Genomic DNA, 23,497 nt, shown 5'->3' on the forward strand with positions numbered 1-23,497 from the left:
CGAAGTTATTTATTTTTGTTCAGCTCTTTTCCTACTTCGTGGAAGATCGTCAGGAAATTATTCTGCAGCTGCTGCTTAAATTCCTCCAGCTGGCTGGTAAGAATATCCAGTTGTTCCTGCTGGAAGGGCTCTGTCCACAGGCGCATACAGATCCGGTTAAGGGAATAGGTGATGTTTTCAATTTTAGCATAACTGAAAAGGTACCTGCTTTTGATGAACTCATCCAGGAATTTGTCAAAACGACGCTGGTCCGGCAGCCCGGCAAGGCGTAAAAAACCAGTCAGGCCTTCGCTGCGCGAAGCCTGCAGCTGACTGTAAAAGATATCCGTATCCACTATGTCCTGTGTGAGCAGCAAATGGTCCAGGATCAGCTCCAGGCCAATGTGCGCCAGAAAAAAGGCTTTAACCGGCCCGGTTTCCACAGCCGGAAGGATCATCTGTTTGAGTATGGCGGTCTGTTCTTTAAAGAAGTTTGAGGAATGAAATATCCTGTCCACTTCAAGATGTCTTTTCCATCCTTTAAGCAGGGCATCGTATTCTGGTACGTCCCTGAACAAATATTCGTCTTTCTGCGGGTTAAGGTTCCAGTTTTTATCTGCATTCTTAATCAGATCGGGCAACACTACGCCCATTACGATATAATCGTTCGTGTTTTTTCGCTCAAAGTAAAAATGGGAAAGGAAGTTCATCGCTTTAAAAGTAGAAATTTTTTAACAAGGCTTTTCTTATCTTTGCCAAAAAGTATAGAATAATGACCAATTTTGTTGACGAATTAAGATGGAGAGGCATGCTGCATGATATCATGCCCAATGCAGAAGATAAATTAAATGAGGGCATGTGCTCGGGATATATCGGCTTTGATCCTACAGCTGATTCCTTACATGTTGGTCACCTTACACAGATCATGACGCTTATTCATTTCCAGCGCGCCGGCCATAAGCCCTATGCTCTGGTGGGCGGAGCTACCGGAATGGTAGGAGATCCTTCAGGCAAATCAGACGAACGGAACCTTTTGAATGAGGAGACGCTTGCGGTAAACCTGGAAGGGATAAAAAAACAACTGAAGCAATTCCTGACCTTTAGTGATGAAGGCAATGGTGCGGTGATGGTAAACAATGCCGACTGGTTCAAAAACTTCAGCTTTTTAGATTTTATCAGGGATGTGGGCAAACATATCACGGTAAACTACATGATGGCAAAGGACAGCGTGAAAAAGCGTTTGGAAGGTGATACCGGAATGTCTTTTACAGAATTCAGTTACCAGCTTGTACAGGGATACGATTTTTATTACCTGTGGAAAAATCACAACTGCAGCATACAAATGGGCGGGTCTGACCAGTGGGGAAACATCGTTACCGGCACAGAGCTGATCAGGAGAAAGGAAAGTGGTACCGCTTACGGGATGACCACGCAGCTGATCAAGAAATCTGACGGCACCAAGTTTGGTAAAACAGAAAGCGGCGCGATCTGGTTAAACCCGGAGAAAACTTCTCCCTACAAATTTTACCAGTTCTGGCTGAATGCTACAGATGCTGATGCAAAAATGTGGATCCGCATCTTTACTTTAAAAAGCCAGGAAGAACTGGAGCAGCTGGAAGTTGAACATGATGCAGCACCTCATTTAAGAATTTTACAAAAAGCCCTGGCCACTGATATCACGATCAGGACACACTCCGAAGCAGCGTTGGAAACGGCTTTAAAAACTTCTGAATTTTTGTTTGGCAATGGGGCCCTCTCTTTCCTTGAAACGTTGAGCCAGGCACATGTGCTGGAAATTTTTGAAGGCGTGCCCCAGTTTACTGTGAACAGGGATGAACTGGCTGCGGGAATTGATACCGCTACACTGCTGGCAGAAAAAACAACAGTTTTTCCATCAAAAGGAGAAGTAAAGAAAACCGTGCAGGGCGGTGGATTGAGCATCAACAAGGAAAAGGTAGCAGAGGCAAGTGCAGTTTACACTACCGGCAACCTGATCAGTGATAAATATATTATTGTTCAGAAAGGCAAGAAGAATTATTTCCTGCTGATCGCAGAATAGGTTTTTTTAACGGGCTGTCCTTTTGTGCAGCCCGCTTATTGTACAAGTAGGTTGCAGCCCCTGATATCGGCATTGTCAAAACGCCCCAATACTTCAAACGATCCATCAGAGGATAACCTGCCCAAATCCTGCGTGGCAATAAACGAACAGGAATTGATATTTGCAAGATCGATTACGTTGATTCCTCCGGTCTGACTGGAATTCAGAAGTGTCAGAGGATCATTTGTATCCCTCAATACAATTTTCATCCAGTTAGGGCATTCGAATACTCCCTCACCTTTAGAGTAGGCCTGTGATAAAAGTTCTGTCATTCCGTATTCACTGTGAATCGCGCTAACGCCAAATCCGCTTTTCAGGATATCGTGCAGTTCTTCCCTTACCATCTCTTTCCTTTTGCCCTTCATGCCGCCTGTTTCCATAACAATCAGTTCAGGAAAATCCAGCTGGTAGGTTTCCAGAAAATCCAGCAGGGCATAGGTAACACCAATAAGAATGGTTTTCTGTCCCTTTTCTTTTAGTGTGACCAGCTTCTGGTAAAGGTCTCCATGGTTGTGCAGAAAATATCCGCTTTCCGGATGAACGCTTTGTTTGAGCAGCGCATCAACCATGTAGATCAGCGAAGATCCGTCCCGTTCCAGGTAAGATGGCAGAAGTGCAAGCAGACAGGTATCTTCGGCCCCGCCATAAAACTGTGCAAAAGCACGGTTAAAGCTTTCATCGTACAATTGCAGGTCGGTTACAAAATGGCGGCTCTGCGTTTGTCCTGTAGTGCCCGAACTGCTGAAGATAATTTCTTCTTTTCCATCTCCGCTGACTACCCTGTGGCTTTTGAAGAAACTAATAGGCAGATAGGGGATGGCGGCGAGGTCTTTCACCTGCAGCGGATCAACGTGGAGGTGTCCTATAAATTCACGGTAGGGAGCACAATGCTCCGCCTGGTGCCTGAATATGGCCAGTGCCGCATCACAAAACTCTTTTTCGCTGCTAATAGAAAATACTGAAGGAATTGAAATTTTCACGCTGCAAAAATACAATTAAAGTTTAGTATTCGATTGAGTGGCAATCACTGCTTTGCGAAAATGATAACCACAAAAACCGCTTACACCGGCAACAAAAGCGCCAAGTATGGCTGTAACTACGAGAATCCACCACCATGCCTGCAAGCCAAACAGCTGAGCTATACGGGTAACCAGCAAATTGTGGTTAGGAATAGTTTTGAATAGGGCCATAGCGGTCCATAAAATCAGAATGGCAAAAAAAGGATGCCATAATGCTACCTTTCCCGTTTTGCCAATAATCCCGCAGGTAGCAAAAGAAATGATGACAATGATCCACCAGGGCAAAACCAGTTGTAATAAAAAGGAGGCAATGAGTATGACGAGAAAAACCATGTGTTATTTTTTTGTGATTGTCAGGTGAGAGATCATCTTGTCGCGGTGATCGGCCGGAGAAGACATCAGGTAAAGATCATATAACTTTCCGCCGGCCCAGGTATCGATCATATTATCATAAAAAGGGCTTCCGGGGTTTCCGGATTGCCCGCCGGGGTAAACGCCATGTCCTGCAGGTTTTTTCCCCAGCTCTACTACCATCCTCCAGGAGGGGCCGTTGCTCTCATTCTGTGCGTTGATGGTACCCTTTGCCCCGCCGGTCATCAGTGTTTTGGAACCAAATCCTGTGAGGTTCAGCAAATGGGGCACATGTGTTTGTTTCAGGTTTGCCCATTCCCAGGATCTGCCGATGGGGCCAAATCTTTTTTCAAGGCTGTCGCAGGTATATTTCAGGGATTCATTCAGGAGGTCGTTAAGTGTTTCTTTTGCAGGTGTATTTACGTTGTCAAACCATTTGGAGCCAGGCTCTTTCAGGATCAGCTGTACGGTACGGTCTTTGGACGGAAACTGCATCGGACTGCTGGCATCGGTAAATTCGTCAGCCCAGATATCGCTGAACAGGCGTGTTGTCCATAGTTCAAATATGCTGGCCCCAATCGCGTTTGGACTGTAAAACTTGTCCCATTTACTGATGATGTCAAAAGCTTCTTGCTGTGTGGCATTGAGTTTACCGGCTGCCACTCCGGCAAGCATTGCCGGCAGCACATCCTGTGCCAGGATGCTGTAACTGTCACTCTGCATGATCCTAATGCTGTCTGCCGTAGCCTTTGTCATTGCTTTCAGCCTGTCGTTGATCCTTTTTCCCCTTTCATAGTTGTTGAATTTCCAGTTGATATAGTAAGGGTAGGTCTGGTCTGTGGATGATTGGTTCGCGGAGCTCACAAAGTTTCTCTCCGGATTTTTTACTGTTGGGTTTTCTGCCGCGGGGATCCAGCCCTGCCAGTTGTCTTTTGGATCGGTTCCGTCAAGGATAAATTTGCCCTGGTCTTTATACTTGAGCGGGAATTTCCCGTTTACCGTAATAGAGATATCATTATCCGATGAAACGAAGATAAAGTTTTGTGCCGGTGCAGTATAAAAGGTTAACGCCTTCCGGTAATCCGTATAGTTTTTAGCCCTGTCGAGATAGTAGAAAGCCATCATTTCGTTAGAGCGCTCATGCGCAATCCAGCGGAGCGCATTTCCTGTGGGTACATTGTCTGCCAGCTTCAGCTTTGCTGGTTTCTGAAAGTATACCACAGGGCCGTGGTGGGTATAAAATACGGTGTCGGTTTCGTTCCTGCTGCCCCGTATTTTAATCACTTCCATTCTTTTGGTAGTGTTCTTCCACTGGTTATTGTACCAATATTGCTGATGCGAACTGTCTTTAAATTTGATCTGGTAATAATCGAGGATATCAGCATCTACGTTGGTAACGCCCCATGCCGTATGTTCGTTAAAACCAATGATAATTCCCGGAGCGCCGGGCAAAGACACGCCATAGGCATTGAGTCCCGGTGCATTGAGCTGGATCTGGTACCAGATGGACGGAAGGGTAAGGTTTAAGTGCGGGTCATTTGCAAGGATAGGATAGCCTGATGCAGTTTTTGCACCTGCCAGTGCCCAGTTATTGCTGCCAATTCCATCTTCAAGGGTGTTTGGCTTTACTTTTCCTGTTGTCGCTTCTGTAAATGAAGCGGGGGCTTTAGGGATTTGCAGTGGCTTAAAATTCCAGGCTGTGCCTGCCGGAATGATCGGATCTTCTTTATGTGGGTAATCGGGAAAAAGATCCGCTGTTACCTCCGGGCCATATTTCTTCAGGATATTGGTCATGTAGAATTCGGTAGAGCCCATAGCGAGGGTGGCCGACATCTGTTTCAGCAGCAGCGCACATTTTAATGGCGTCCAGTCTTCCGGTTTAAAGTCGAGCAGTTTATATTCCAGGGGCAGCTGAGCATTGGAAAGCGAATGGATATACGCATTGATGCCTTCGGTGTAGGCATTTACCATGTCGCGCGATTTTGCATCAGCCATCATACCTTTCAGCGAATTTTCGGCGCCGTATACCATTCCCATTCTGCGCTGGTATTTATCCAGTTCTATCGCTTTGATGCCTACAACTTCCGATATCCTGCCGGCAGCATATCTTGTTTGAAAATCCATCTGAAACAGGCGGTTCATTGCTGTCACATAACCCTGTGCAAAATATACATCATGGTCGTTCTTCGCAAAGATATGGGGGATCATCCTGTCATCGTAAACGATTTCTATCGCTTCTCTGGTGCCTGAAAGTGCAGTATTGGTCTGCAATGGCGTTTGCAGCTTATCTGCATTCTGCCAGAATCCTGTAAAGGGGTTAAGGAATTTCAGCAAAGGCGGCAGGCTGCCAAATTTTGTATTTAAGGCTAATGCCAGTAATACAGGTATAGTGACGCAGATTAATGCTTTGAGCTTGTTCTTCATAGTTGTGATAAAACCCCTTTTCAGAGGTACAAAAGTGAATTTATACCATTAGGGCAATTTACAGAAAATTGAAGATAATCTCTGCAAACCTTGTCTTTTGATATAATAATTAACACTTTAGCTATGCCAATCAGGCCTTATTACTATACGAGCAAAATACAGAAACCATTTTTATGGAAGAATTTGAAGAACAAGGAAACGAAATAAAGAACAGCGAGAACATTAAAGAAATAGTAGAAGAAACTATACAGCATTTGAACAATCCGGTACTTGATCTCAAGCCGATTGTCAAGAAATATCTTACTCAAGTTCACACTGTCCGCCAGCAGGGCAACAGATTTTTCTTTTCAGATGGAGAGGCCACTGTTGAGGTAAGGATTGTGAGCGATGAGATTATCAGGGTAAGGCTGGCTCCTCATGGAGTTTTTCTCGATGACTTCTCTTATGCTGTTCCGGTGGTAGATCAGAAAGTGAGTACTTTCAGTATGGTAGAAATGGAAGAGGCCTATCATATTGCTACAAATACAATTACCTGCAAAATCAGGAAAAACGATTTTCACGTGTCATTTACTGAAAACCTGACCCAGCTGATTATGAGTGAGGATGCTTCGCCGATGCACTGGGAAGAAAATGCAGAATTTGGCGGTTACTATGTTTTTGCGACTAAAAAATGCTTTCCCGAAGAGAATTTCTTTGGCCTGGGAGATAAGTCGGGCAACATGAACCTGCGTGGCCGCCATTTCCAGAACTGGAATACAGATGCGTATTCTTTCGGCTGGGACCAGGACCCGCTGTACCGCACCATCCCATTTTATACGGGTGTGCATCAGCAGTCGGCCTACGGGATCTTTTTTGACAATACCTTCCGCTCTTATTTTGATTTTGGAAAGGAAGATAACAACAAGACCAGTTTCTGGGCCGATGGGGGTGAGCTGCAGTATTATTATATCCATGGCCCGCATATGATGGACGTGCTGAAGCGCTATCAGACGCTGACGGGCACACACCCTATGCCGCCGAAATGGGCTTTGGGTTATCACCAGTGCCGATGGAGCTATTATCCGGAAACCAAGGTGAAAGAGGTAGCCAATGGCTTCCGTTCTAACAGGATCCCCTGCGATGCCATCTATTTTGACATTGATTATATGGACGGCTACCGTTGTTTTACCTGGAATAAAAAGCATTTTCCTGATCCCCGCAGGATGATCAAGGAACTGGCCAATGATGGTTTTAAAACCGTTGTGATGATTGATCCGGGAATCAAAGTAGACGATAACTACTGGGTATTTAAGGAAGGAAAAGACAATAACTATTTCTGCAGAAGGAGCGACGACTATTTTATGGAAGGCCATGTTTGGCCGGGAAGATGTCAGTTTCCCGATTTCACCAACCCTACGGTAAGGGAGTGGTGGGGCGGGCTCTATAAGGAGCTGGTGGATATGGGCGTTGCCGGTGTATGGAACGATATGAATGAGCCGGCAGTTTTCGGGGCCGGTACTTTTCCAAACGACGTACGTCACAATTACGACGGATTCAGAGGTTCGCACCGTAAGGCACACAATGTTTACGGGATGCAGATGGTACGCTCTACATATGACGGCCTGAAAAAACTGATGCGCAACAAACGCCCCTTTACGATTACGCGTGCGGGATATTCTGGCATGCAGCGCTATGGCTGTGTGTGGACGGGCGATAACGTGGCCAGCTGGGAGCATCTTAAAATTGGAAATATACAGTGCCAGCGGATGTCGGTCTCCGGCGTTCCGTTTTGTGGTACCGATATCGGCGGGTTCAGCGGCGAGCCCGATGGGGAACTATTCACCCGCTGGATACAGCTGGGAACATTCTCCCCCTTCATGCGTGCACACTCTGCCGGGGATACCGCGGAACGGGAACCATGGAGCTTCGGAGAGCCTTACACCAGTATCAACAGGAAGTTTATTGAATTGAGGTACAGGCTAATGCCATATTTTTATTCGGTATTCTGGGAACATCACCGTTATGGTTTCCCGATCCTGCGCCCTCTTGTAATGCTGGAGCAGGAAAATGTAGCCAACCATTTCAGGCAGGATGAATTTGCCTATGGTGATAAGATCCTGGTATGCCCGATCCTGGAAAAGGATGCGGTATCCAGGACCGTCTATTTACCGAAAGGACAGTGGTATAATTTCTGGACACATGAGCTGCTTGCCGGTGAGAACGAACACCATATTGAAGCCCCGCTGGAAGATATGCCGATCTTTATCAGGGCAGGGGCAGTGATACCTGAGTACCCGGTAATGCAGTATACAGGCGAGAAAAATATAGAGGAAGTACTGCTGAATATCTATTATGCTAACTATGAGGTGAATTCATTTTTCTTTGAAGACCACGGGGATACGTTTGCTTATGAACAGGATATCTATTCGGAGAAAAAATTCATTGTAAAGGGCACAGAGCGCAGCCTGATCATTGAGCAAAAACTGGAAGGGCTGTACACACCCAACTATGAATTCTATAATTATAATTTAATTGGCATTCCTTTTGGAGTGAAGAAGGTGAGCGTGGATGGAATGGAAATTAAGGATTATTTTATTGACGACCGTAATTCTCTACGCTTTAAATCCAACAAAAACTTTTCTGAAATACAGATACAGGGTGTTTAATTAACACCCTGTATCTGGCTGGAAGAATTTAAGAATCGAATATAACCCCATAAATGATGGCTAAAGCTAAGCAGCGCAAAGCTGCAGATGAAATAGTGGCTAAACGTGATGATGCAACGGTATGGATTTTTAGCCTGCTAACAGATTTTGATGTAGCCCTGTTTATTTCGGGCAAGCACTTTCGCCTGTATGAGAAAATGGGCGCACATCTGGTTGAGTCTGATCAGGTAAAGGGCACCTATTTTTCTGTATGGGCGCCCAATGCGCAGGATGTATATGTAATGGGCGACTTTAACCAGTGGAACAAAACTTCACACCGGTTATATAAAAGGCTTGATGAATCTGGTATCTGGGAAGGCTTTATCCCACACACCGGCAAAGGAACAATCTATAAATATTTTATCAGGGGTTTTGATGGTTCTGCAATTGAAAAGGGCGACCCCTTTGCAACGCGATGGGAACATCCTCCGCAAACGGCCTCGATTGTATGGGATACTGATTATAAATGGAAGGATAAAAGCTGGATAAAAAAACGGCCGCAATTAAATGCACTGGACCAGCCGATGTCTGTTTATGAAGTACATCTGGGATCATGGCAGCGTGATCCTTCGGAGCCGGAAAGGATACTGACTTACAAAGAAATTGCGAACAGCTTAATTCCATATGTTCTTGAAATGGGTTTTACGCATGTAGAACTGATGCCGATTATGGAATACCCATATTTCCCTTCATGGGGATACCAGATCACCGGTTATTTTGCGGCGAGTTCCAGACATGGGACACCCCAGGAGCTGATGTACCTGATTGAGCAGCTGCATGCAAATGATATCGCAGTAATCCTGGATTGGGTGCCCTCGCATTTTCCGGGTGATGCCCATGGCTTATTCCAGTTTGATGGTACGCACCTTTATGAACATGCCGATATGCGCAAGGGCTTTCATCCCGACTGGAAATCCTATATTTTTAACTACGACAGGAATGAGGTAAGATCTTTCCTGATCAGCAATGCGATGTACTGGCTGGACCAGTTTCATGCAGACGGGCTGCGGGTAGACGCAGTAGCCTCGATGCTTTATTTTGATTTCTCCAGAAAAGCGGGAGATGCGGCAACGAATGAATACGGGGGCTCAGAAAACCTCGGTGCTATACAGTTCCTGAAAGACCTCAACGATTCTATCTACACGAACTTTAAGGGCGTACAAACGATTGCCGAAGAAAGCAGTACCTATCCGGGCGTGACCAAAGCCGTGGCCGATGGCGGACTTGGATTTGGGATGAAATGGATGATGGGCTGGATGAACGATACGCTGAAGTATTTTAAAACTGATCCGCTGGCCAGAAAGCATCACCACCATCAGCTGACCTTTAGTATTACCTATGCTTTTACGGAGAATTTTATGCTGCCATTTTCACATGATGAAGTGGTGCACGGTAAATCTTCGATGATCTATAAGATGCCGGGCGATGAATGGCGGAAGCACGCCAATCTGCGCCTGTTGTATGCCTATATGTTTACACAGCCCGGAACCAAGCTGCTTTTTATGGGCAATGAATTTGCCCAGAACGGAGAGTGGAACTTTACCAGGTCGCTGGACTGGGACCTGCTGCAGTATCCTTCACATCGTGGAATGCAAACCTTTGTAAAGGCGCTTAATAAACTGTACCGCTCTGAACCTGCGCTCTACAACTTTAATTTCTCTCCTGAAGGTTTTGAATGGCTGAGTGCAGATGATGCTGATCATTCCATCTTTGCTTATATCCGTAAAGGGCATAAGGCAGAGGATACACTGATCGTAATTTTGAATATGACACCGGTATACCGGGAGAACTATAGAATGGGGCTGCCATTTAAAGCCAAATGGAAAGAGATTTTTAATAGCGATGATGCAGCATTCTTTGGAAGCGGTAAACGCAATGCAGGGTTCCTGAAACCCGAGCATGTAAGCGCAAATGGCAGGGAATATTCTGTAGAGATCAATATCGCACCGCTGGGTGCGATGATCCTGAAACAATAAAAAATAATGGTTAAAAAGAAAGGGATGATCCATCCGGAATCATCCCTATTCTAACCAAATATAAACCTGTATGAACGGGTTTTACTTTAAGTTTCCGTAGTACTCAACGAATTTTGCTAAAGCTGATGAATAGCCCCATTCGTTATCATACCATGAAACTACTTTTACGAAGTTATCATTCAATGCAATACCTGCATTGGCATCAAAAATAGACGCGTGGTCATCACCGATAAAGTCAGAAGAAACAACTTCATCTTCAGTATAACCAAGAACACCTTTCAATTCACCTTCAGAAGCAGCTTTCATTGCATCTTTAATCTGTTGGTAAGTTGCTGGTTTTTCTAAACGTACTGTTAAATCTACTACTGAAACGTCAGCAACCGGTACGCGGAAAGCCATACCTGTTAATTTACCTTTCAATGCAGGGATTACTTTAGTTACTGCTTTGGCAGCACCTGTAGCAGAAGGGATGATGTTAGAAAAACCACCACGGCCACCTCTCCAGTCTTTATGAGAAGGACCATCAACAGTTTTCTGCGTAGCAGTAACCGCGTGTACAGTACTCATTAAGCCTTCAGCGATACCCCAGTTATCATTTAATACCTTTGCAATTGGTGCAAGGCAGTTTGTAGTACATGAAGCATTGGAAACAACAGTTTGATCTGCCGTTAACTGATCATGATTTACACCCATTACATACGTAGGGATAGAATCATCTTTAGCCGGTGCTGAAAGAACAACTCTTTTTGCACCTGCAGCAATGTGTTTTTCTGCATCAGCCTGGGTTAAGAATAAACCAGTTGATTCAATTACAGTTTCAACACCTACTTCATTCCATTTTAAGTTTGCAGGATCTCTTTCTGCAGTAATACGGATAGTTTTTCCGTTTACTACCAAGTTTCCGCCAACTACTTCAATCGTTCCATCGAAACGACCGTGAGTAGAGTCATATTTTAACATATAAGCCATATAATCCGGCTCAACCAGATCATTTATAGCAACGATGTCTAAACCTCTTTTTAAAGCAGCTCTAAAAACTAATCTGCCAATACGGCCGAAACCGTTTATTCCAATCTTTGTCATTATTATTAATTTGAATAGTAATTAAGTAAGTTATATATTGGTTCTTTTGTAATCGTAGTAATTTCAAAGTTATTTCTCTCTGCAACCAGGCGCAGCCGGTCCTGAAAAGTTCCTGCCACGATGCCTACGAAATGAACTTCCTTCTCGGGATGCTCTTTGAGGGTAGGGAGCAGGTATGTATTTATATAACGTTGAAAGGCATCATCAATTAATTGCTGAATATACGGATGTTCTCTGTTTTCTATATAAAAATCAAGGAAAGAACTTAGAAATTGCTGAGCTAATGACTTTTTGTAAACTCTTTCCAATATCTCTGATCTGTTAATATCATATTTCGTGCCGAATTTCCTGATGAGCTCAGCTGGCAGTTTTTCCTGCAGAAAGTGTTTAAGAATGATCTTTCCGAGGTAATTTGCTGACCCTTCGTCACCCAGGATAAAGCCCAGTCCAAAGTTGTTTGGTTCCGGATTTTGTCCATTGAAATATGCGCAGTTGGCACCACTGCCCAGGATACCTACAATACCCGTTTTGTTAAAACATGCGGCTATTGCTGCGCCATGGAGATCATCATGAACGCTGATCTTTGCGAATTTGAAAAAGAGCGACAGGGATTCTGCCAGTTCGTTTCTTCTGTCGGTGCAGGTTGCACCGGCTGCAAAAACGTAAATCTTTTTAATCTGCTCTGCATGATTAATCAGGATCGTTTTTTTGTTGAGCTGCTGCAGCAGTGCTTTCTGGTCAACAAAAAAGGGATTGATGCCCGGCATACTGCATTCAGCTATCGTCTTACCGTCTTTAGCTATTTTCCAGATTGCAGTTTTTGTACCACTGTATACTACCGCTATCATATTAGATGGATAAAACGTGAGTCATTTCCAGGAGATCGCTCTCCAGTTTAAAATTATGTTCTGTCAGCGCTTCATCAAGGCTGGTCAATGCAATTTCATTTCCCCTCAGCCCCACCATCATCTGCGTACTGCCTTTGAGCAGTTCGTTTACTGCGGCATAACCCAGCCGGCTGGCCAGGATCCTGTCAAAGCTGCTCGGGCTGCCGCCACGCTGCAGGTGGCCCAGGATGGTTACCTTGGTATCATAATGGTCAAACCTTTCCTTTACATGTTTGGCAATGTCATAGGCACCACCTTGTTTGTGGCCTTCTGATACAATCACGATACTGGAAGTCTTTTTGGTGACGGCACCGGCTCCAAGCTGTTTCACCAGTTCATCGATACTGGTTTCTTTCTCCGGCAGCAACACTGCTTCTGCGCCACATGCGATTGCGCTTCTCAAAGCAATACACCCGGAATCCCGGCCCATCACTTCAACAAAGAACAGCCTGTCATGTGCATCTGCCGTATCCCTGATCTTATCGATCGCTTCAACAACAGTGTTCATCGCCGTATCGTAGCCCAGCGTAAAGTCAGAACCGTAAAGGTCATTGTCAATTGTACCGGGTACCCCGATTACATTGATCTGATGCCGCTGTGCAAAACGTCGCGCGCCGGTAAAGGTCCCGTCTCCGCCAATTACAACCAGGGCATCTATATTGTGTGCCTTCAGGTTCTCAAACGCAAGGTCCTGACCTTCGTCCGTTTTAAATTCCAAACAGCGTGCTGTTTTTAATATGGTTCCACCCATATGGATGATATTGCTCACAGAACGGGCATCCATCGGAATAATATTATTGGTTATTAATCCCTGGTAGCCCTGTAATACGCCAAACATGTTTATACCATTGTATATGCCGGTGCGTACAACTGCTCTAATGCATGCGTTCATTCCGGGAGCATCACCTCCTGAGGTCAAAACAGCTATATTTTTGATATTAGGTCTCATCTTATAGGTTACGAATATACCGTGTATATACTACACTAAGTAATTTATTTTGATTTTTCAAGATAAATCGCAGGCAAGTATATTAATTTGCTTTAGTTTTTAAAAGTTTAAATATTTTTATTGGCGAAGGATTGCGCTCCCCCATACTACTTTTTAAGTCCCGCGGGCGAAGCTTCAAATATACTACAATATCCTTAGCAGGGCCGGGTATATCTCTTATTCCATTTGAAATTAATGTAGGAATTCATGTGACCGGAATGTTACATGAATTATCCTGAAATACATGTTAGTTACATAGTGAAATTTATAAAAAAAGTTTAATACATTTACGACAATTCATACTTTGGGATCTGTTTCTGAACAGAGAAAAAAGTATTTTTTGTAGTGATAAATAATGCTAAAAACCGCTTTTTAAACAGGTTTAAGCCCTTATTGAAGCTGCATAAATTAACCAGATATTGTAAAACTAACACTTATTGTTTTGATAGAAGTCTTACCACAATTTAATTCCACCTTTTCAATTGACTGTATTTTGTTCGGATTTGATGAAGGAGAATTGAAAGTTCTGCTGATTGAAAGGAATGAAGAACCTTTTAAAGACTGGTGGGCTTTACCGGGAAACCTGGTAAGTGAGAACGAAAGCCTTGATCAATCGGCATCCAGAATCCTGCATGAACTTACAGGAATAGAAAACGTTTACATGGAGCAGTTTTATACCTTCGGCGACGTTGGCCGTCACCCGCAGGGAAGGATCATCTCAGTGGCCTATTATGCGATGCTCAGGCTGGGCGGCGATAAAGCCCTGAAGCCAATCAGCAACTATGCCAAACAGGCCCACTGGATCAATGTAAAGGAACTGCCCAAACTGGCATTTGACCACCAGAAAATCTTTGACCAGGGACTGGAGAAGATCAAAAGGAGGATCAAGCACCAGCCTATCGCTTTTGAGCTGCTCCCGGAAAAGTTCACACTTACGCAATTACAAAATGTTTATGAAGTGATCCTGGGCAAAAAGCTGGATAAAAGAAATTTCAGAAAGAAAATGCTCAGCTTTAACGTATTGAAGGATCTGAATGAAAAGCAGAAAGGTGTATCCTTCAGGGCTGCTACCCTTTACCGCTTTGACAAACGGAAATACGGAAAGTTATTTGGAAAAGAGATCTCTTTCTAAAAAAAATAAGCCCCTTTAATTCAAAGCCCTCTGATGCGATTCAGCAGCAGGCAGCATTGGTATAAAGGGGCTTGTTTTTTATTCTATTTGGCAAGCTTCTTTGCCGCCTGCATGTGGTAATCAACCAGGTCGTCTATAGGAGAACGAATGATCTTTCCTACACCCATTTCATAGCGGTCTGCCACAATGCTCAGGATATCCCTGAAACTGTATCCTACTGAACCTACGCAGTTTAGTTTGTACTCTTTGTAATTTGGATAGTGAATAACCAGGTTTTCAAAGAATGCGGTAAAAGCATATTCTACAGTAGAGAAGGTATAATCTTCATAGTTGTCTTTGAAGTCGTACAGGAACTTACTAAAACCAGCACAGAAACGGTTTGGAAGTGGTTTGTTGTAGATCTGGTCAAAAATATCTTCGTTGGTCAGTGCAAAATTGTCATAAAAGCTTTCTCTCAGGCCTTTAGGCATATAACCTTTCATATAGTCACTCAGAATGCGTTTGCCGATAAAACATCCGCTGCCTTCATCGCCCAGGAAATAACCCAGTGAATCAATGTTCAGCGAAATATCAGTACCATCATACAGGCATGAATTTGTACCTGTGCCTAATATCGCTGCAAACCCAGGCTCATCGCCCAGCAAGGCTCTGCAGGATGCCAGCAAATCGTGACCAATATTGATCTCCGCATTTACAAATACCTGTGCCATTGCATCTGCCACAATTTTTTTCTTAGCATCAGTTGAGCATCCGGCTCCATAATAATAGACTGCTGTTAATTTATCGGCTTCCAAATGATCCGGAAGGGATTTCTTTAAAGATCCGATAATGTAATCAGTATCTGAGAAATACGGATTGTAACCTTCGGTATTAAAATGAATTTTCCTACCAGCTTCATTAAGTAAACACCAATTGGTCTTGGTTGAACCACCATCTGCAATAACTATCATCTTAATTTGTTTTTTGGGGTGTAAAAGTAAATAATCCTGACAACTCAAATTTGTTTTTTTCCATTTGATTTTCTTTTTATCATTATTAGTTACACATGATCATTAACGTTTTTATCCGATCCTGCGTTTTTATTTGGTTAGTTTTATTTCTGCCCGCTCTTTTTCAGGTAATTTCCTGATGATCCGGGATAAATATGTTAAATGTTAAATCTTGTTTTTGAATTAAGTATCAGGTATTCAGAATTTTAAAGCATTTCCTGATACATATTGTCAAAATAACACTAAGCTAAAATTACATTAGTTATTTTAAAATCCAAATTTTAATATTTTTACAAAGTTTCTAAATGTCATTATATTCTTTAATAATAGCAACTGCTTAGCTTTCAAATGCCTCATATTTAGGTATTAAAGAATTTAATATTGTGTTTTGTAATAATTTCGCCCCTAATCATGAAAGAGAACTTAAAATTGTAATATTTGTACTCTACACCAAAGGATATTTTACAGATGAAAACGGATTTTAGAAGTGATACAGTTACCGTACCTACACCGGGTATGCTGGCTGCAATGATGAGCGCAAAGGTAGGCGATGATGTATATGGCGAGGACGAAACCGTTGCAGAACTGGAGGCTAAACTTTCCAGGACTTTCAATATGGAGGCGGGATTATTCTGTCCTTCGGGAACGATGACCAATCAGATTGCCATCAAATGTTTTACCCAGCCGATGGATGAAGTGATCTGTGACCAGACAGCCCACGTTTACCGGTATGAAGGCGGCGGGATCGCTTACCATTCAATGGCTTCAGTAAGGCTGCTTCATGGCCCCAGAGGTATTCTTACCCCGGAACTAATCGCACCTGAAATTAACGCAGATGATATCCACTATCCCAGTTCAACCCTGGTAGTTTTAGAAAATACCGTAAATAAAGGCGGTGGCGCCTGCTATACCCTGGATCAGATTGCACCAATCCGGGAATTGTGCAAACGCCATGGCTTAAAATTACATCTTGATGGGGCAAGGATCTTTAATGCGCTGACCGCAACAGGAGATATGGCCCATAATTACGGTCAGTATTTTGATGGAATTTCTGTATGCCTGTCAAAAGGGCTGGGAGCACCGGTAGGATCTGTTTTATTGGGCTCAAAAGAAACGATTCAGAAAGCAAGAAAGATTCGTAAAGCTTTTGGCGGCGGCATGCGCCAGGCCGGCTTCCTTGCTGCTGCGGGGATTTATGCGCTGGACCACCATGTGCAGCGGCTGGCGCAAGATCATCAGCATGCAGTTTTGCTTGCAGATGCACTGCAGGCGGCAGATTATGTCGAAGATGTAATGCCCGTTGAAAGCAACATTGTTATATTTAAAGTAGCAAAGGAATATTCCACAGCGGCTGTGATCAGTAGTTTAGATGATCATGGTATATTATGCGGTACTACTGGTCCGTATACGATCAGGTTTGTCACGCACTTAAATATTACCGAAGATATGGTGGCACATGCGGTCCGGACAATAAATAATTTGAAACCGTTTAGAAATAGCTAATTTAAGGGTATGAACAAAATCTTAATTGCAAACAGAGGTGAAATCGCCCTGCGTATCATGCGATCGGCAAGGGAGATGGGCATACTGACTGTCGCCGTATTTTCAGAGGCCGACAGGGAAGCGCTGCATGTACGCTATGCAGATGAAGCAGTTTGTATCGGCCCTGCTCCCGCAAACCAGTCGTACCTGGTAGGGGAGAAGATCATTGAGGCCTGTCGCCTGACGGGAGCAGAAGCGATACATCCTGGTTATGGGTTTTTATCCGAAAATCCGGCTTTTGCAACAATGGTAGCTGAGGCGGGGCTCATCCTCATCGGCCCAACACCCGAGGCAATGGCGATCATGGGCAACAAACTTTCTGCAAAGGCCGCTGCTTTAAAATATCATATCCCGATGGTTCCCGGAACCGAAGAAGCCATTACAGATATCGGAGAAGCGAAGAAGAGAGCTGCAGAAGTTGGCTTTCCAATCCTGATCAAAGCAGCTGCGGGCGGCGGCGGCAAAGGAATGCGGATCGTAGAGGAGCTGTCCGTTTTTGAAGAACAGATGCAGTTGGCTGTGAGTGAAGCCCAGTCTGCATTTGGAGACGGCGCTGTTTTTATTGAACGCTATGTTTCATCGCCGAGGCATATTGAAATCCAGGTGCTTGGAGATACACACGGAAACATTGTGCACCTCTTTGAAAGGGAATGTTCCATTCAGCGGAGGCACCAGAAAGTGATTGAAGAAGCGCCCTCGAGTGTGCTTAGTCCACAGATCAGGGCACAAATGGGCAAATGTGCCGTTGATGTGGCCAGGTCCGTAAACTATACCGGTGCAGGCACTGTAGAATTTATCCTGGATGAGAACCTCGATTTCTTTTTCCTCGAAATGAACACACGTTTGCAGGTGGAGCACCCGGTGACAGAGCTGATCACGGGGCTCGACCTGGTGAAAGAACAGATTAAAATTGCCAGGGGCGAGGCATTGTCCTTTAGCCAGGAAGACCTGAAGATCAATGGGCATGCCATTGAGCTCAGGGTGTATGCAGAAGATCCTATGGAGAATTTTATGCCGGATATAGGCAGGTTAAAAACCTACCGGACGCCAAAAGGCAATGGCGTAAGAGTGGATGACGGCTTCGAAGAAGGAATGGAAATCCCCGTGTATTATGATCCGATGATCGCCAAACTGATTACTTTTGGTGCAAACCGCAGCGAGGCGATCTCCAGAATGATCAGGGCGATTTCAGAATATGACATTACTGGCATTCAAACCACTTTGAACTTTGGTAAATTTGTGATGGAACACGAGGCATTTACTTCCGGTAATTTTGACACACATTTTGTTGCCAAATACTTTGATCCGGCGCAGATCAGTCTGAACAGCGGAAATGAAGATGAAGCGCTGATTGCCGCCATCGTAGCCCTGGGGGAACTAAGAAATAAAAAAATGTCCGGTACCGCGGCCCCTGCGACCGGAACAGAAAGTAACTGGCTTAAAAACCGGCTTAAATATTGAAAATCTATGTTTACAGGTATTATTGAAACATCCGGTACAGTGAGCAAGGTAGTACAGGAAGGCACAAACCTCCATTACACCATTGAATCCGGCTTAAGTAACGAATTGAAAATCGACCAGAGTGTTGCCCACAATGGCGTATGTTTAACGGTAGTGGCGCTTACAGACACCACCCATACAGTAACGGCTATCCAGGAAACCCTGGAAAAAACAAACCTGCAGTACCTGACAGCAGGAAAGAAAGTTAATCTTGAGCGCTGTATGCAGATGAACGGACGGCTGGACGGCCATATTGTTCAGGGACATGTAGACCAGACCGCAGTATGTGTACTGAGAAAAGAACTGGATGGCAGCTGGGAATACCGTTTTAAATATGACGGTTCCAAAGGCAATGTAACGGTAGAAAAAGGATCGGTATGTGTAAATGGGATTAGCCTCACGGTTGTAAATTCGGTGGCCGACGAATTTTCTGTATTTATTATTCCCTATACATTTGAACATACCAACCTTCAGGAAGTGAACACCGGAGATACGGTCAACCTGGAATTTGATATCATTGGCAAATATGTTGCCAGACTGCTTCAAACCTCTTAATCTGTATAAATGGCGGGTTCAGTCAATTACTGGCAAGGTAATTGGTTAGTATTTAGCAGTTATCATAAATACGAACTTAAAAAATTATTAATATGGATACTTTAAAGAAATTTGAACTGATGGAGAAAATTGTAAGGGAATTAGAAGACTTACAACACTCACAACAAGCAATTATTCAGAAGATAGGTAAAATTGAAGTAGACAATATAGAACTTAGCGACGGAAGACTTGAAAAAGACCTGCCGGATATGCACCAGAGGGTAGCAGATAACCTTGACACAATTGTTGGAATCCTGGAGTACTTTGCAGACAAAACACAAAACTTTGGTAACAAAAATAACGTGGATGCCCTAAAAGAACAACAGGTGATTGACGAAGCCCTTGGAAACTAACCCTTAAAGCATTAAAATATGTCAGAAACCCCTCATTGAGGGGTTTCTGTGTTTTGCAGGATGTCTACAGCGCAGCCCTGGGGATCTTCAGGTCAAATCTGGTGCCTTTACCTACTTCACTTTCCATCGTGATGTTGCCTCCGTTTCTTTCCATAAAATCCCAGCAAACCATCAGGCCGATACCTGTGCCTTTTTCATTTTTTGTTCCCCTGCTGGACACATTCTCGCCGCTGAATATCCGTTTGATGTTTTCTTCGGCAATGCCGACACCAGTATCCTGAATACATATGGAGATAAAATTATGATCAAGACAGGCGGCTGAAACATCAATGAAACAGTGTGAATGACAAAATTTGATCGCGTTGCTCAGTAAGTTTCTTACTACCATCTGCATCATGAGCAGATCTGCAAAAGCAGTAAGATCATCCTGCAGGGAATGGGTAATGGTGATGTCCTTATCAGTTGCAGATTTCATATGATAACTGATCTCAGACGATACAAGAGCCTTCATGTCGCAATAGTCCCTGTTAATACTGTATCCTTTCAGCTGGCTTCTGGACCAGTGCAGGATATTTTCCAGCAGGTCTGCAGTATAGGAAATGTCTTTCGTCAATTTTGGAGAGAGAAACTTAAATTCTTCAGGGCTGATCATATCATCAGACATCATCTTCAGCACTTCGGTTACGTTTAAGAGAGGCCCTCGCAGGTCATGCGCCATAATTGAAAATACGCGGTCCTTCAGCTGGTTTAGCTTTTGCAGTTCTTCGGCCTGCTGCTGAGACTTTAATGCCTGCTGGCGCAGGTTGGTCAGATCCTGGAACTTGATAATTGTTGCATTTCTGTTGAGTTTGTTCTCGTTCAAAAATGTAATATCTACTTCCAGGTCAAACAACCCCTCTGAGGTCTGTACCATTAATTCTGTTTTCCCTGATTCATGTTTTTCAAGAAAAAGTACCAGATTATGCTGGTCAGGGAGTATTTCGGTGAAGGCTTTGCCAATCAGCTCGCCCGACTGGCTTGCACAGGTGTATTTTTTAAATGCAGAGTTGTAATCAATAATCCTGTTTTGGTGATCAAGCACCACAAATGCGTCACGCATCAGTTCAAGCACTTTTTCACGTGCTACGGGGAGCGTGTCAAATAACTCAAACCTGTATATGGCAATAAATATCATGGTATTGGCGATCATGAATGCGTAGGGAGTCATATCCAGGTTATTCATCGGGCGCAGGCCAAGCATATAGGCGAAGTTCGCTATCCATGGAATAAGGGCTCCGGCAAGTACAGCCCTGTTCTGTTTGCGATACACTGCATCAGACTTGCTGAACTTTTTGATCAGCAGATAATTTCCTATAGCGAGTAAAGTATAAAAGTAAAAGGTAAACAGGTAATAGGCGATTCCGGGTTCAATCTTTAACATAGGAAAGCTGCCGCTGCTATCAATGCTCAGGTTTTTATAGTACAGATGGTGAAAGCTGTTTGTCCATAATAACAACAGGGTAAACAGCGGCACGATGGTGATCAGTACCTTATTGCTGTTTTTTTTTAGCCACTTCTCCTTGCCGGCCAGCACCAGGCAGAACAGGAACCAGTTAAAGGGCAGGGACACAACACCGAGATATTCAATGTTGATCAGCAGTTTCATCTGCAGCAGCACACTGCTTGCCAGTTCAAGGCCATAGGTGATAGACCATATGGAGTTTGATAACATCAATAATCCCACCCAGCGTACTGCGCCTGTCTCATTACTCAGGATATAGAGAGACAATAGCAAGGTAATGCTACCCAGGAAAACTAAAGTGAGTGCGTAGACGTTAAAATCAAAAGCCATTAATTTTTTTTGGCTGTAAATATGAGCAGCTAAAACAAATCTATGAATAATGAGTTGATTAATAAGGTAGAGAGTAATATAGTTTACAATAAATATATTTATAAATTTACCCGATATAAATTAAAATAAAACAAGCATACCATGAAAAAATTACTACTATCGGCATTATTTATTTGCTTTAGTGTCATTGCATTCGGCCAGGTACTGCCAAGCTTCCAGTTTGGTATTAAGGGAGGTACCAACCTTTCTAAACTGACAACAGATAATACGCTGGGAAGTGACAACCGTTCAGGCTATTATGCAGGGGTTTGGGCCAGGATCGGCGCAGCCGGTATCCACTTTCAGCCGGAGCTGTACCTTGCAGGCAAAAACACTACATTAACAAATGATGCGGGATTTGAAAACAAGGTAAGATTTACAAGCCTGGATGTACCATTGCTGATTGGTACCAAGATTGGTGCTGCGGGTGTTGGCCTTCGTTTGAATACAGGACCGGTGGTGTCTTTTATCCTTGACGACAAGCAATCTTTTGGCAATGCTGCAGGCAGTGTTTTCAAAGGGAATTTCAAAAATCAGGCAGTTGCCTGGCAGTTTGGAGCGGGATTTGATTTCGGCAAACTGGGACTTGATCTGCGATATGAGGCAGGATTGTCCAAAATTGGGAAATCGGGATATGATGACACAAAACTAAACCTGTTTACACTCGGATTGGCATTGCGTCTTTTTTAGTCTGATATATCGTATTAGCAAAATTAAAAGGGTTTCCCACACTGGGTTACCCTTTTTTTGGCGCTAAATTTGTTGGTTTATTATCCCCAACCAAATCCCTGAACGCTATGAATATCAAAGATTTATTATTAAACGGAAGTAGCTTTTTATTACTGATGAAACAGTATGCCATTGATATCGCAGATATCAAAATTAAAGACGAGGAGCTGTTAACCGATAACTTTTTCAAACACCCGCAGTTGTCCAAAGAGAGCATCTGTATAGAGGGCAAAAATGAAGAAGGCATCATTAATTTCTTTGGTACGTTACATTACAACCTGTTTAGTAAACTGGCAGTGTTTGAAATGCAGGGCTATGAGAAATCTGCCGCACAGGAAATGAATTAATTTGTTTTCAACACCTCTTTGATCTCATAATTAAACGCTCCTTTAATGGGGCGTATGGGAGTTTCTTTGGCATCGCTGAGCACTTTTACAAAACATGCCCCAAAGTAAAATATAAAGGAAGAATAAAATACAAAAAGCATGATCAGTACAATGGATCCCGACGCTCCGTATATATTGCCGATATTGCTGAGCGGCAAGGCAAAGCGGAGTATGTATTTACCAAGGGTGAATAAGATCCCGGTTAGCAGTCCTCCCCTGACAGAAGATTTCCATGTGGGCCTGCCGCTGGTGAGGAACCTGAATAAAACAGTGAACCAGGTAGTTACAATGACAATAAACAGTATCTGATTTAGTATCATCAAAAATACCCTCCCCGCTGTTGGCGCTGCGGTGTTGATATATGGACCGATAAATGCCTGGATACTATCAGTAAGTATACCTACAAAAAACAAGAGCCCGGCAACCAGAATGATGATGAATGCCCTTGCCCTGATCTTTAACTTGAAAAGAAAGGTGGAATGATCTTTTATTCCGATAGACCAGATCTGGTCCATTGAGTTTTTGATCACACTGAAGAGGGTAGTAGCCACAAAAAGGAAAAATACAAAACTCACCAGTGTAGCGTACCATTTATGGTCTATGCCCCGGATATTCCGGAGGGTCTGCCGTATCTGTTTGGTACTGCTCTCATCCAGAATGCTCGACAGCCGTTCAAAGATCCGCGTGACCAATATCTTCCGGTCTACAAAAAAACCAAAAAGCCTGATCAATATCAATAATATCGGCGGTAATGCAAAGTTGGTGAAAAATGCCGTTGCACCAGCAAGCCTGAGCGGATCGTTTTTCTGGAACAGTTTAAATGCTGATCTCAGGTGCTCACAAAATAACTGGGTTCTCTGGATAATATGATGTGGCATTCGTCTTTGATTACAGCTAAGCTTCGAAATTAATC

20 protein-coding genes are annotated in these 23,497 nt (G+C 43.7%); 10 read left to right on the top strand and 10 right to left on the bottom strand.

The window, feature by feature from the left end:
• Positions 1-5 precede the first annotated feature (5 nt).
• A complete protein-coding gene (locus tag FN831_RS24395; protein ID WP_142530835.1) occupies positions 6-689 on the bottom strand; it encodes an ACP phosphodiesterase in 684 nt (227 codons plus the stop codon).
• A gap of 62 nt (positions 690-751) precedes the next feature.
• Between FN831_RS24395 and tyrS the strand changes: the two genes are divergently transcribed.
• Entirely contained in the window at positions 752-2,038 is a 1,287-nt protein-coding gene (gene tyrS, locus FN831_RS24400; RefSeq protein WP_142530836.1) for a tyrosine--tRNA ligase, read from the top strand.
• A gap of 35 nt (positions 2,039-2,073) precedes the next feature.
• Here tyrS and FN831_RS24405 read toward each other — a convergent pair whose 3' ends face one another.
• Genes FN831_RS24405 through FN831_RS24415 form a run of 3 tightly spaced genes read right to left on the bottom strand, consistent with a single transcriptional unit; the run spans position 2,074 to position 5,871 of the window.
• A complete protein-coding gene (locus tag FN831_RS24405) occupies positions 2,074-3,057 on the bottom strand; it encodes a LuxE/PaaK family acyltransferase (protein WP_246101745.1) in 984 nt (327 codons plus the stop codon).
• Between the two features lie 15 nt (positions 3,058-3,072).
• On the bottom strand, positions 3,073-3,429 hold the full coding sequence (locus FN831_RS24410) for a hypothetical protein (protein WP_142530837.1): 357 nt from the start codon (positions 3,427-3,429) through the stop codon (positions 3,073-3,075).
• Positions 3,430-3,432: 3 nt separating this feature from the next.
• Positions 3,433-5,871: a penicillin acylase family protein gene (locus tag FN831_RS24415; protein WP_142530838.1), complete on the bottom strand. Its 2,439-nt coding sequence runs from the start codon at positions 5,869-5,871 to the stop codon at positions 3,433-3,435.
• Positions 5,872-6,044: 173 nt separating this feature from the next.
• Between FN831_RS24415 and FN831_RS24420 the strand changes: the two genes are divergently transcribed.
• Positions 6,045-8,516: a glycoside hydrolase family 31 protein gene (locus FN831_RS24420; protein WP_142530839.1), complete on the top strand. Its 2,472-nt coding sequence runs from the start codon at positions 6,045-6,047 to the stop codon at positions 8,514-8,516.
• Positions 8,517-8,572: 56 nt separating this feature from the next.
• Positions 8,573-10,531 (top strand): 1,4-alpha-glucan branching protein GlgB, encoded by a 1,959-nt coding sequence (gene glgB, locus FN831_RS24425; RefSeq protein ID WP_142530944.1) that lies wholly within the window; start codon positions 8,573-8,575, stop codon positions 10,529-10,531.
• Between the two features lie 81 nt (positions 10,532-10,612).
• Here glgB and gap read toward each other — a convergent pair whose 3' ends face one another.
• Genes gap through pfkA form a run of 3 tightly spaced genes read right to left on the bottom strand, consistent with a single transcriptional unit; the run spans position 10,613 to position 13,450 of the window.
• Positions 10,613-11,614 carry a type I glyceraldehyde-3-phosphate dehydrogenase gene (gap, locus tag FN831_RS24430; RefSeq protein ID WP_142530840.1) on the bottom strand — a complete coding sequence of 334 codons (1,002 nt, stop codon included), beginning with the start codon at positions 11,612-11,614 and terminating at the stop codon, positions 10,613-10,615.
• Between the two features lie 5 nt (positions 11,615-11,619).
• Complete coding sequence (locus FN831_RS24435; RefSeq protein ID WP_142530841.1) at positions 11,620-12,462, bottom strand: hypothetical protein; 843 nt, start codon at positions 12,460-12,462, stop codon at positions 11,620-11,622.
• Position 12,463: 1 nt separating this feature from the next.
• Positions 12,464-13,450, bottom strand: a complete 987-nt coding sequence (pfkA, locus tag FN831_RS24440) for a 6-phosphofructokinase (RefSeq protein WP_142530842.1) — start codon at positions 13,448-13,450, stop codon at positions 12,464-12,466.
• A 529-nt stretch (positions 13,451-13,979) separates the two neighbouring features.
• Between pfkA and FN831_RS24445 the strand changes: the two genes are divergently transcribed.
• Positions 13,980-14,621, top strand: coding sequence for an NUDIX hydrolase (locus FN831_RS24445; protein ID WP_246101749.1), 642 nt, complete (start codon positions 13,980-13,982; stop codon positions 14,619-14,621).
• Between the two features lie 83 nt (positions 14,622-14,704).
• Here FN831_RS24445 and FN831_RS24450 read toward each other — a convergent pair whose 3' ends face one another.
• Entirely contained in the window at positions 14,705-15,571 is an 867-nt protein-coding gene (locus FN831_RS24450; protein WP_142530844.1) for an N-acetylglucosamine kinase, read from the bottom strand.
• A gap of 507 nt (positions 15,572-16,078) precedes the next feature.
• Here FN831_RS24450 and FN831_RS24455 point away from each other — a divergent pair.
• From FN831_RS24455 to FN831_RS24470, 4 genes are all read left to right on the top strand, one after another.
• Entirely contained in the window at positions 16,079-17,113 is a 1,035-nt protein-coding gene (locus FN831_RS24455) for a threonine aldolase family protein (protein ID WP_142530845.1), read from the top strand.
• A gap of 9 nt (positions 17,114-17,122) precedes the next feature.
• The gene (accC, locus tag FN831_RS24460) at positions 17,123-18,613 is read left to right on the top strand and encodes an acetyl-CoA carboxylase biotin carboxylase subunit (protein ID WP_142530846.1); all 1,491 of its coding nucleotides are present in this window, start codon (positions 17,123-17,125) and stop codon (positions 18,611-18,613) included.
• 6 nt (positions 18,614-18,619) lie between these two features.
• Complete coding sequence (locus tag FN831_RS24465; RefSeq protein ID WP_142530847.1) at positions 18,620-19,207, top strand: riboflavin synthase; 588 nt, start codon at positions 18,620-18,622, stop codon at positions 19,205-19,207.
• 92 nt (positions 19,208-19,299) lie between these two features.
• Positions 19,300-19,599 (top strand): hypothetical protein, encoded by a 300-nt coding sequence (locus FN831_RS24470; RefSeq protein WP_142530848.1) that lies wholly within the window; start codon positions 19,300-19,302, stop codon positions 19,597-19,599.
• A 64-nt stretch (positions 19,600-19,663) separates the two neighbouring features.
• Here the strand turns inward: FN831_RS24470 and FN831_RS24475 are convergent, their stop codons facing one another.
• Positions 19,664-21,430, bottom strand: a complete 1,767-nt coding sequence (locus FN831_RS24475; RefSeq protein ID WP_142530849.1) for a sensor histidine kinase — start codon at positions 21,428-21,430, stop codon at positions 19,664-19,666.
• 141 nt (positions 21,431-21,571) lie between these two features.
• Between FN831_RS24475 and FN831_RS24480 the strand changes: the two genes are divergently transcribed.
• A complete protein-coding gene (locus tag FN831_RS24480; RefSeq protein ID WP_142530850.1) occupies positions 21,572-22,159 on the top strand; it encodes a porin family protein in 588 nt (195 codons plus the stop codon).
• 107 nt (positions 22,160-22,266) lie between these two features.
• Positions 22,267-22,545 (top strand): hypothetical protein, encoded by a 279-nt coding sequence (locus FN831_RS24485; RefSeq protein ID WP_142530851.1) that lies wholly within the window; start codon positions 22,267-22,269, stop codon positions 22,543-22,545.
• Here FN831_RS24485 and FN831_RS24490 read toward each other — a convergent pair.
• The gene (locus FN831_RS24490; protein WP_142530852.1) at positions 22,542-23,462 is read right to left on the bottom strand and encodes a YihY/virulence factor BrkB family protein; all 921 of its coding nucleotides are present in this window, start codon (positions 23,460-23,462) and stop codon (positions 22,542-22,544) included. The genes FN831_RS24485 and FN831_RS24490 overlap by 4 nt on opposite strands.
• Between the last annotated feature and the right edge of the window lie 35 nt (positions 23,463-23,497).

Origin of the sequence: Pedobacter westerhofensis, assembly GCF_900182595.1 — a bacterium.
Lineage (GTDB): Bacteria > Bacteroidota > Bacteroidia > Sphingobacteriales > Sphingobacteriaceae > Pedobacter > Pedobacter westerhofensis.

Excerpts from the sequence above, each read along its gene's own strand:
- pfkA (WP_142530842.1), bottom strand. The coding sequence starts at position 13,450 with ATGAGACCTAATATCAAAAATATAGCTGTTTTGACCTCAGGAGGTGAT.
- FN831_RS24435 (WP_142530841.1), bottom strand. The coding sequence starts at position 12,462 with ATGATAGCGGTAGTATACAGTGGTACAAAAACTGCAATCTGGAAAATA.
- FN831_RS24410 (WP_142530837.1), bottom strand. The coding sequence starts at position 3,429 with ATGGTTTTTCTCGTCATACTCATTGCCTCCTTTTTATTACAACTGGTT.
- FN831_RS24465 (WP_142530847.1), top strand. The coding sequence starts at position 18,620 with ATGTTTACAGGTATTATTGAAACATCCGGTACAGTGAGCAAGGTAGTA.
- glgB (WP_142530944.1), top strand. The coding sequence starts at position 8,573 with ATGGCTAAAGCTAAGCAGCGCAAAGCTGCAGATGAAATAGTGGCTAAA.
- FN831_RS24455 (WP_142530845.1), top strand. The coding sequence starts at position 16,079 with ATGAAAACGGATTTTAGAAGTGATACAGTTACCGTACCTACACCGGGT.
- accC (WP_142530846.1), top strand. The coding sequence starts at position 17,123 with ATGAACAAAATCTTAATTGCAAACAGAGGTGAAATCGCCCTGCGTATC.
- gap (WP_142530840.1), bottom strand. The coding sequence starts at position 11,614 with ATGACAAAGATTGGAATAAACGGTTTCGGCCGTATTGGCAGATTAGTT.
- tyrS (WP_142530836.1), top strand. The coding sequence starts at position 752 with ATGACCAATTTTGTTGACGAATTAAGATGGAGAGGCATGCTGCATGAT.
- FN831_RS24420 (WP_142530839.1), top strand. The coding sequence starts at position 6,045 with ATGGAAGAATTTGAAGAACAAGGAAACGAAATAAAGAACAGCGAGAAC.
- FN831_RS24470 (WP_142530848.1), top strand. The coding sequence starts at position 19,300 with ATGGATACTTTAAAGAAATTTGAACTGATGGAGAAAATTGTAAGGGAA.
- FN831_RS24395 (WP_142530835.1), bottom strand. The coding sequence starts at position 689 with ATGAACTTCCTTTCCCATTTTTACTTTGAGCGAAAAAACACGAACGAT.
- FN831_RS24485 (WP_142530851.1), top strand. The coding sequence starts at position 22,267 with ATGAATATCAAAGATTTATTATTAAACGGAAGTAGCTTTTTATTACTG.
- FN831_RS24415 (WP_142530838.1), bottom strand. The coding sequence starts at position 5,871 with ATGAAGAACAAGCTCAAAGCATTAATCTGCGTCACTATACCTGTATTA.
- FN831_RS24450 (WP_142530844.1), bottom strand. The coding sequence starts at position 15,571 with ATGATAGTTATTGCAGATGGTGGTTCAACCAAGACCAATTGGTGTTTA.
- FN831_RS24480 (WP_142530850.1), top strand. The coding sequence starts at position 21,572 with ATGAAAAAATTACTACTATCGGCATTATTTATTTGCTTTAGTGTCATT.
- FN831_RS24490 (WP_142530852.1), bottom strand. The coding sequence starts at position 23,462 with ATGCCACATCATATTATCCAGAGAACCCAGTTATTTTGTGAGCACCTG.
- FN831_RS24475 (WP_142530849.1), bottom strand. The coding sequence starts at position 21,430 with ATGGCTTTTGATTTTAACGTCTACGCACTCACTTTAGTTTTCCTGGGT.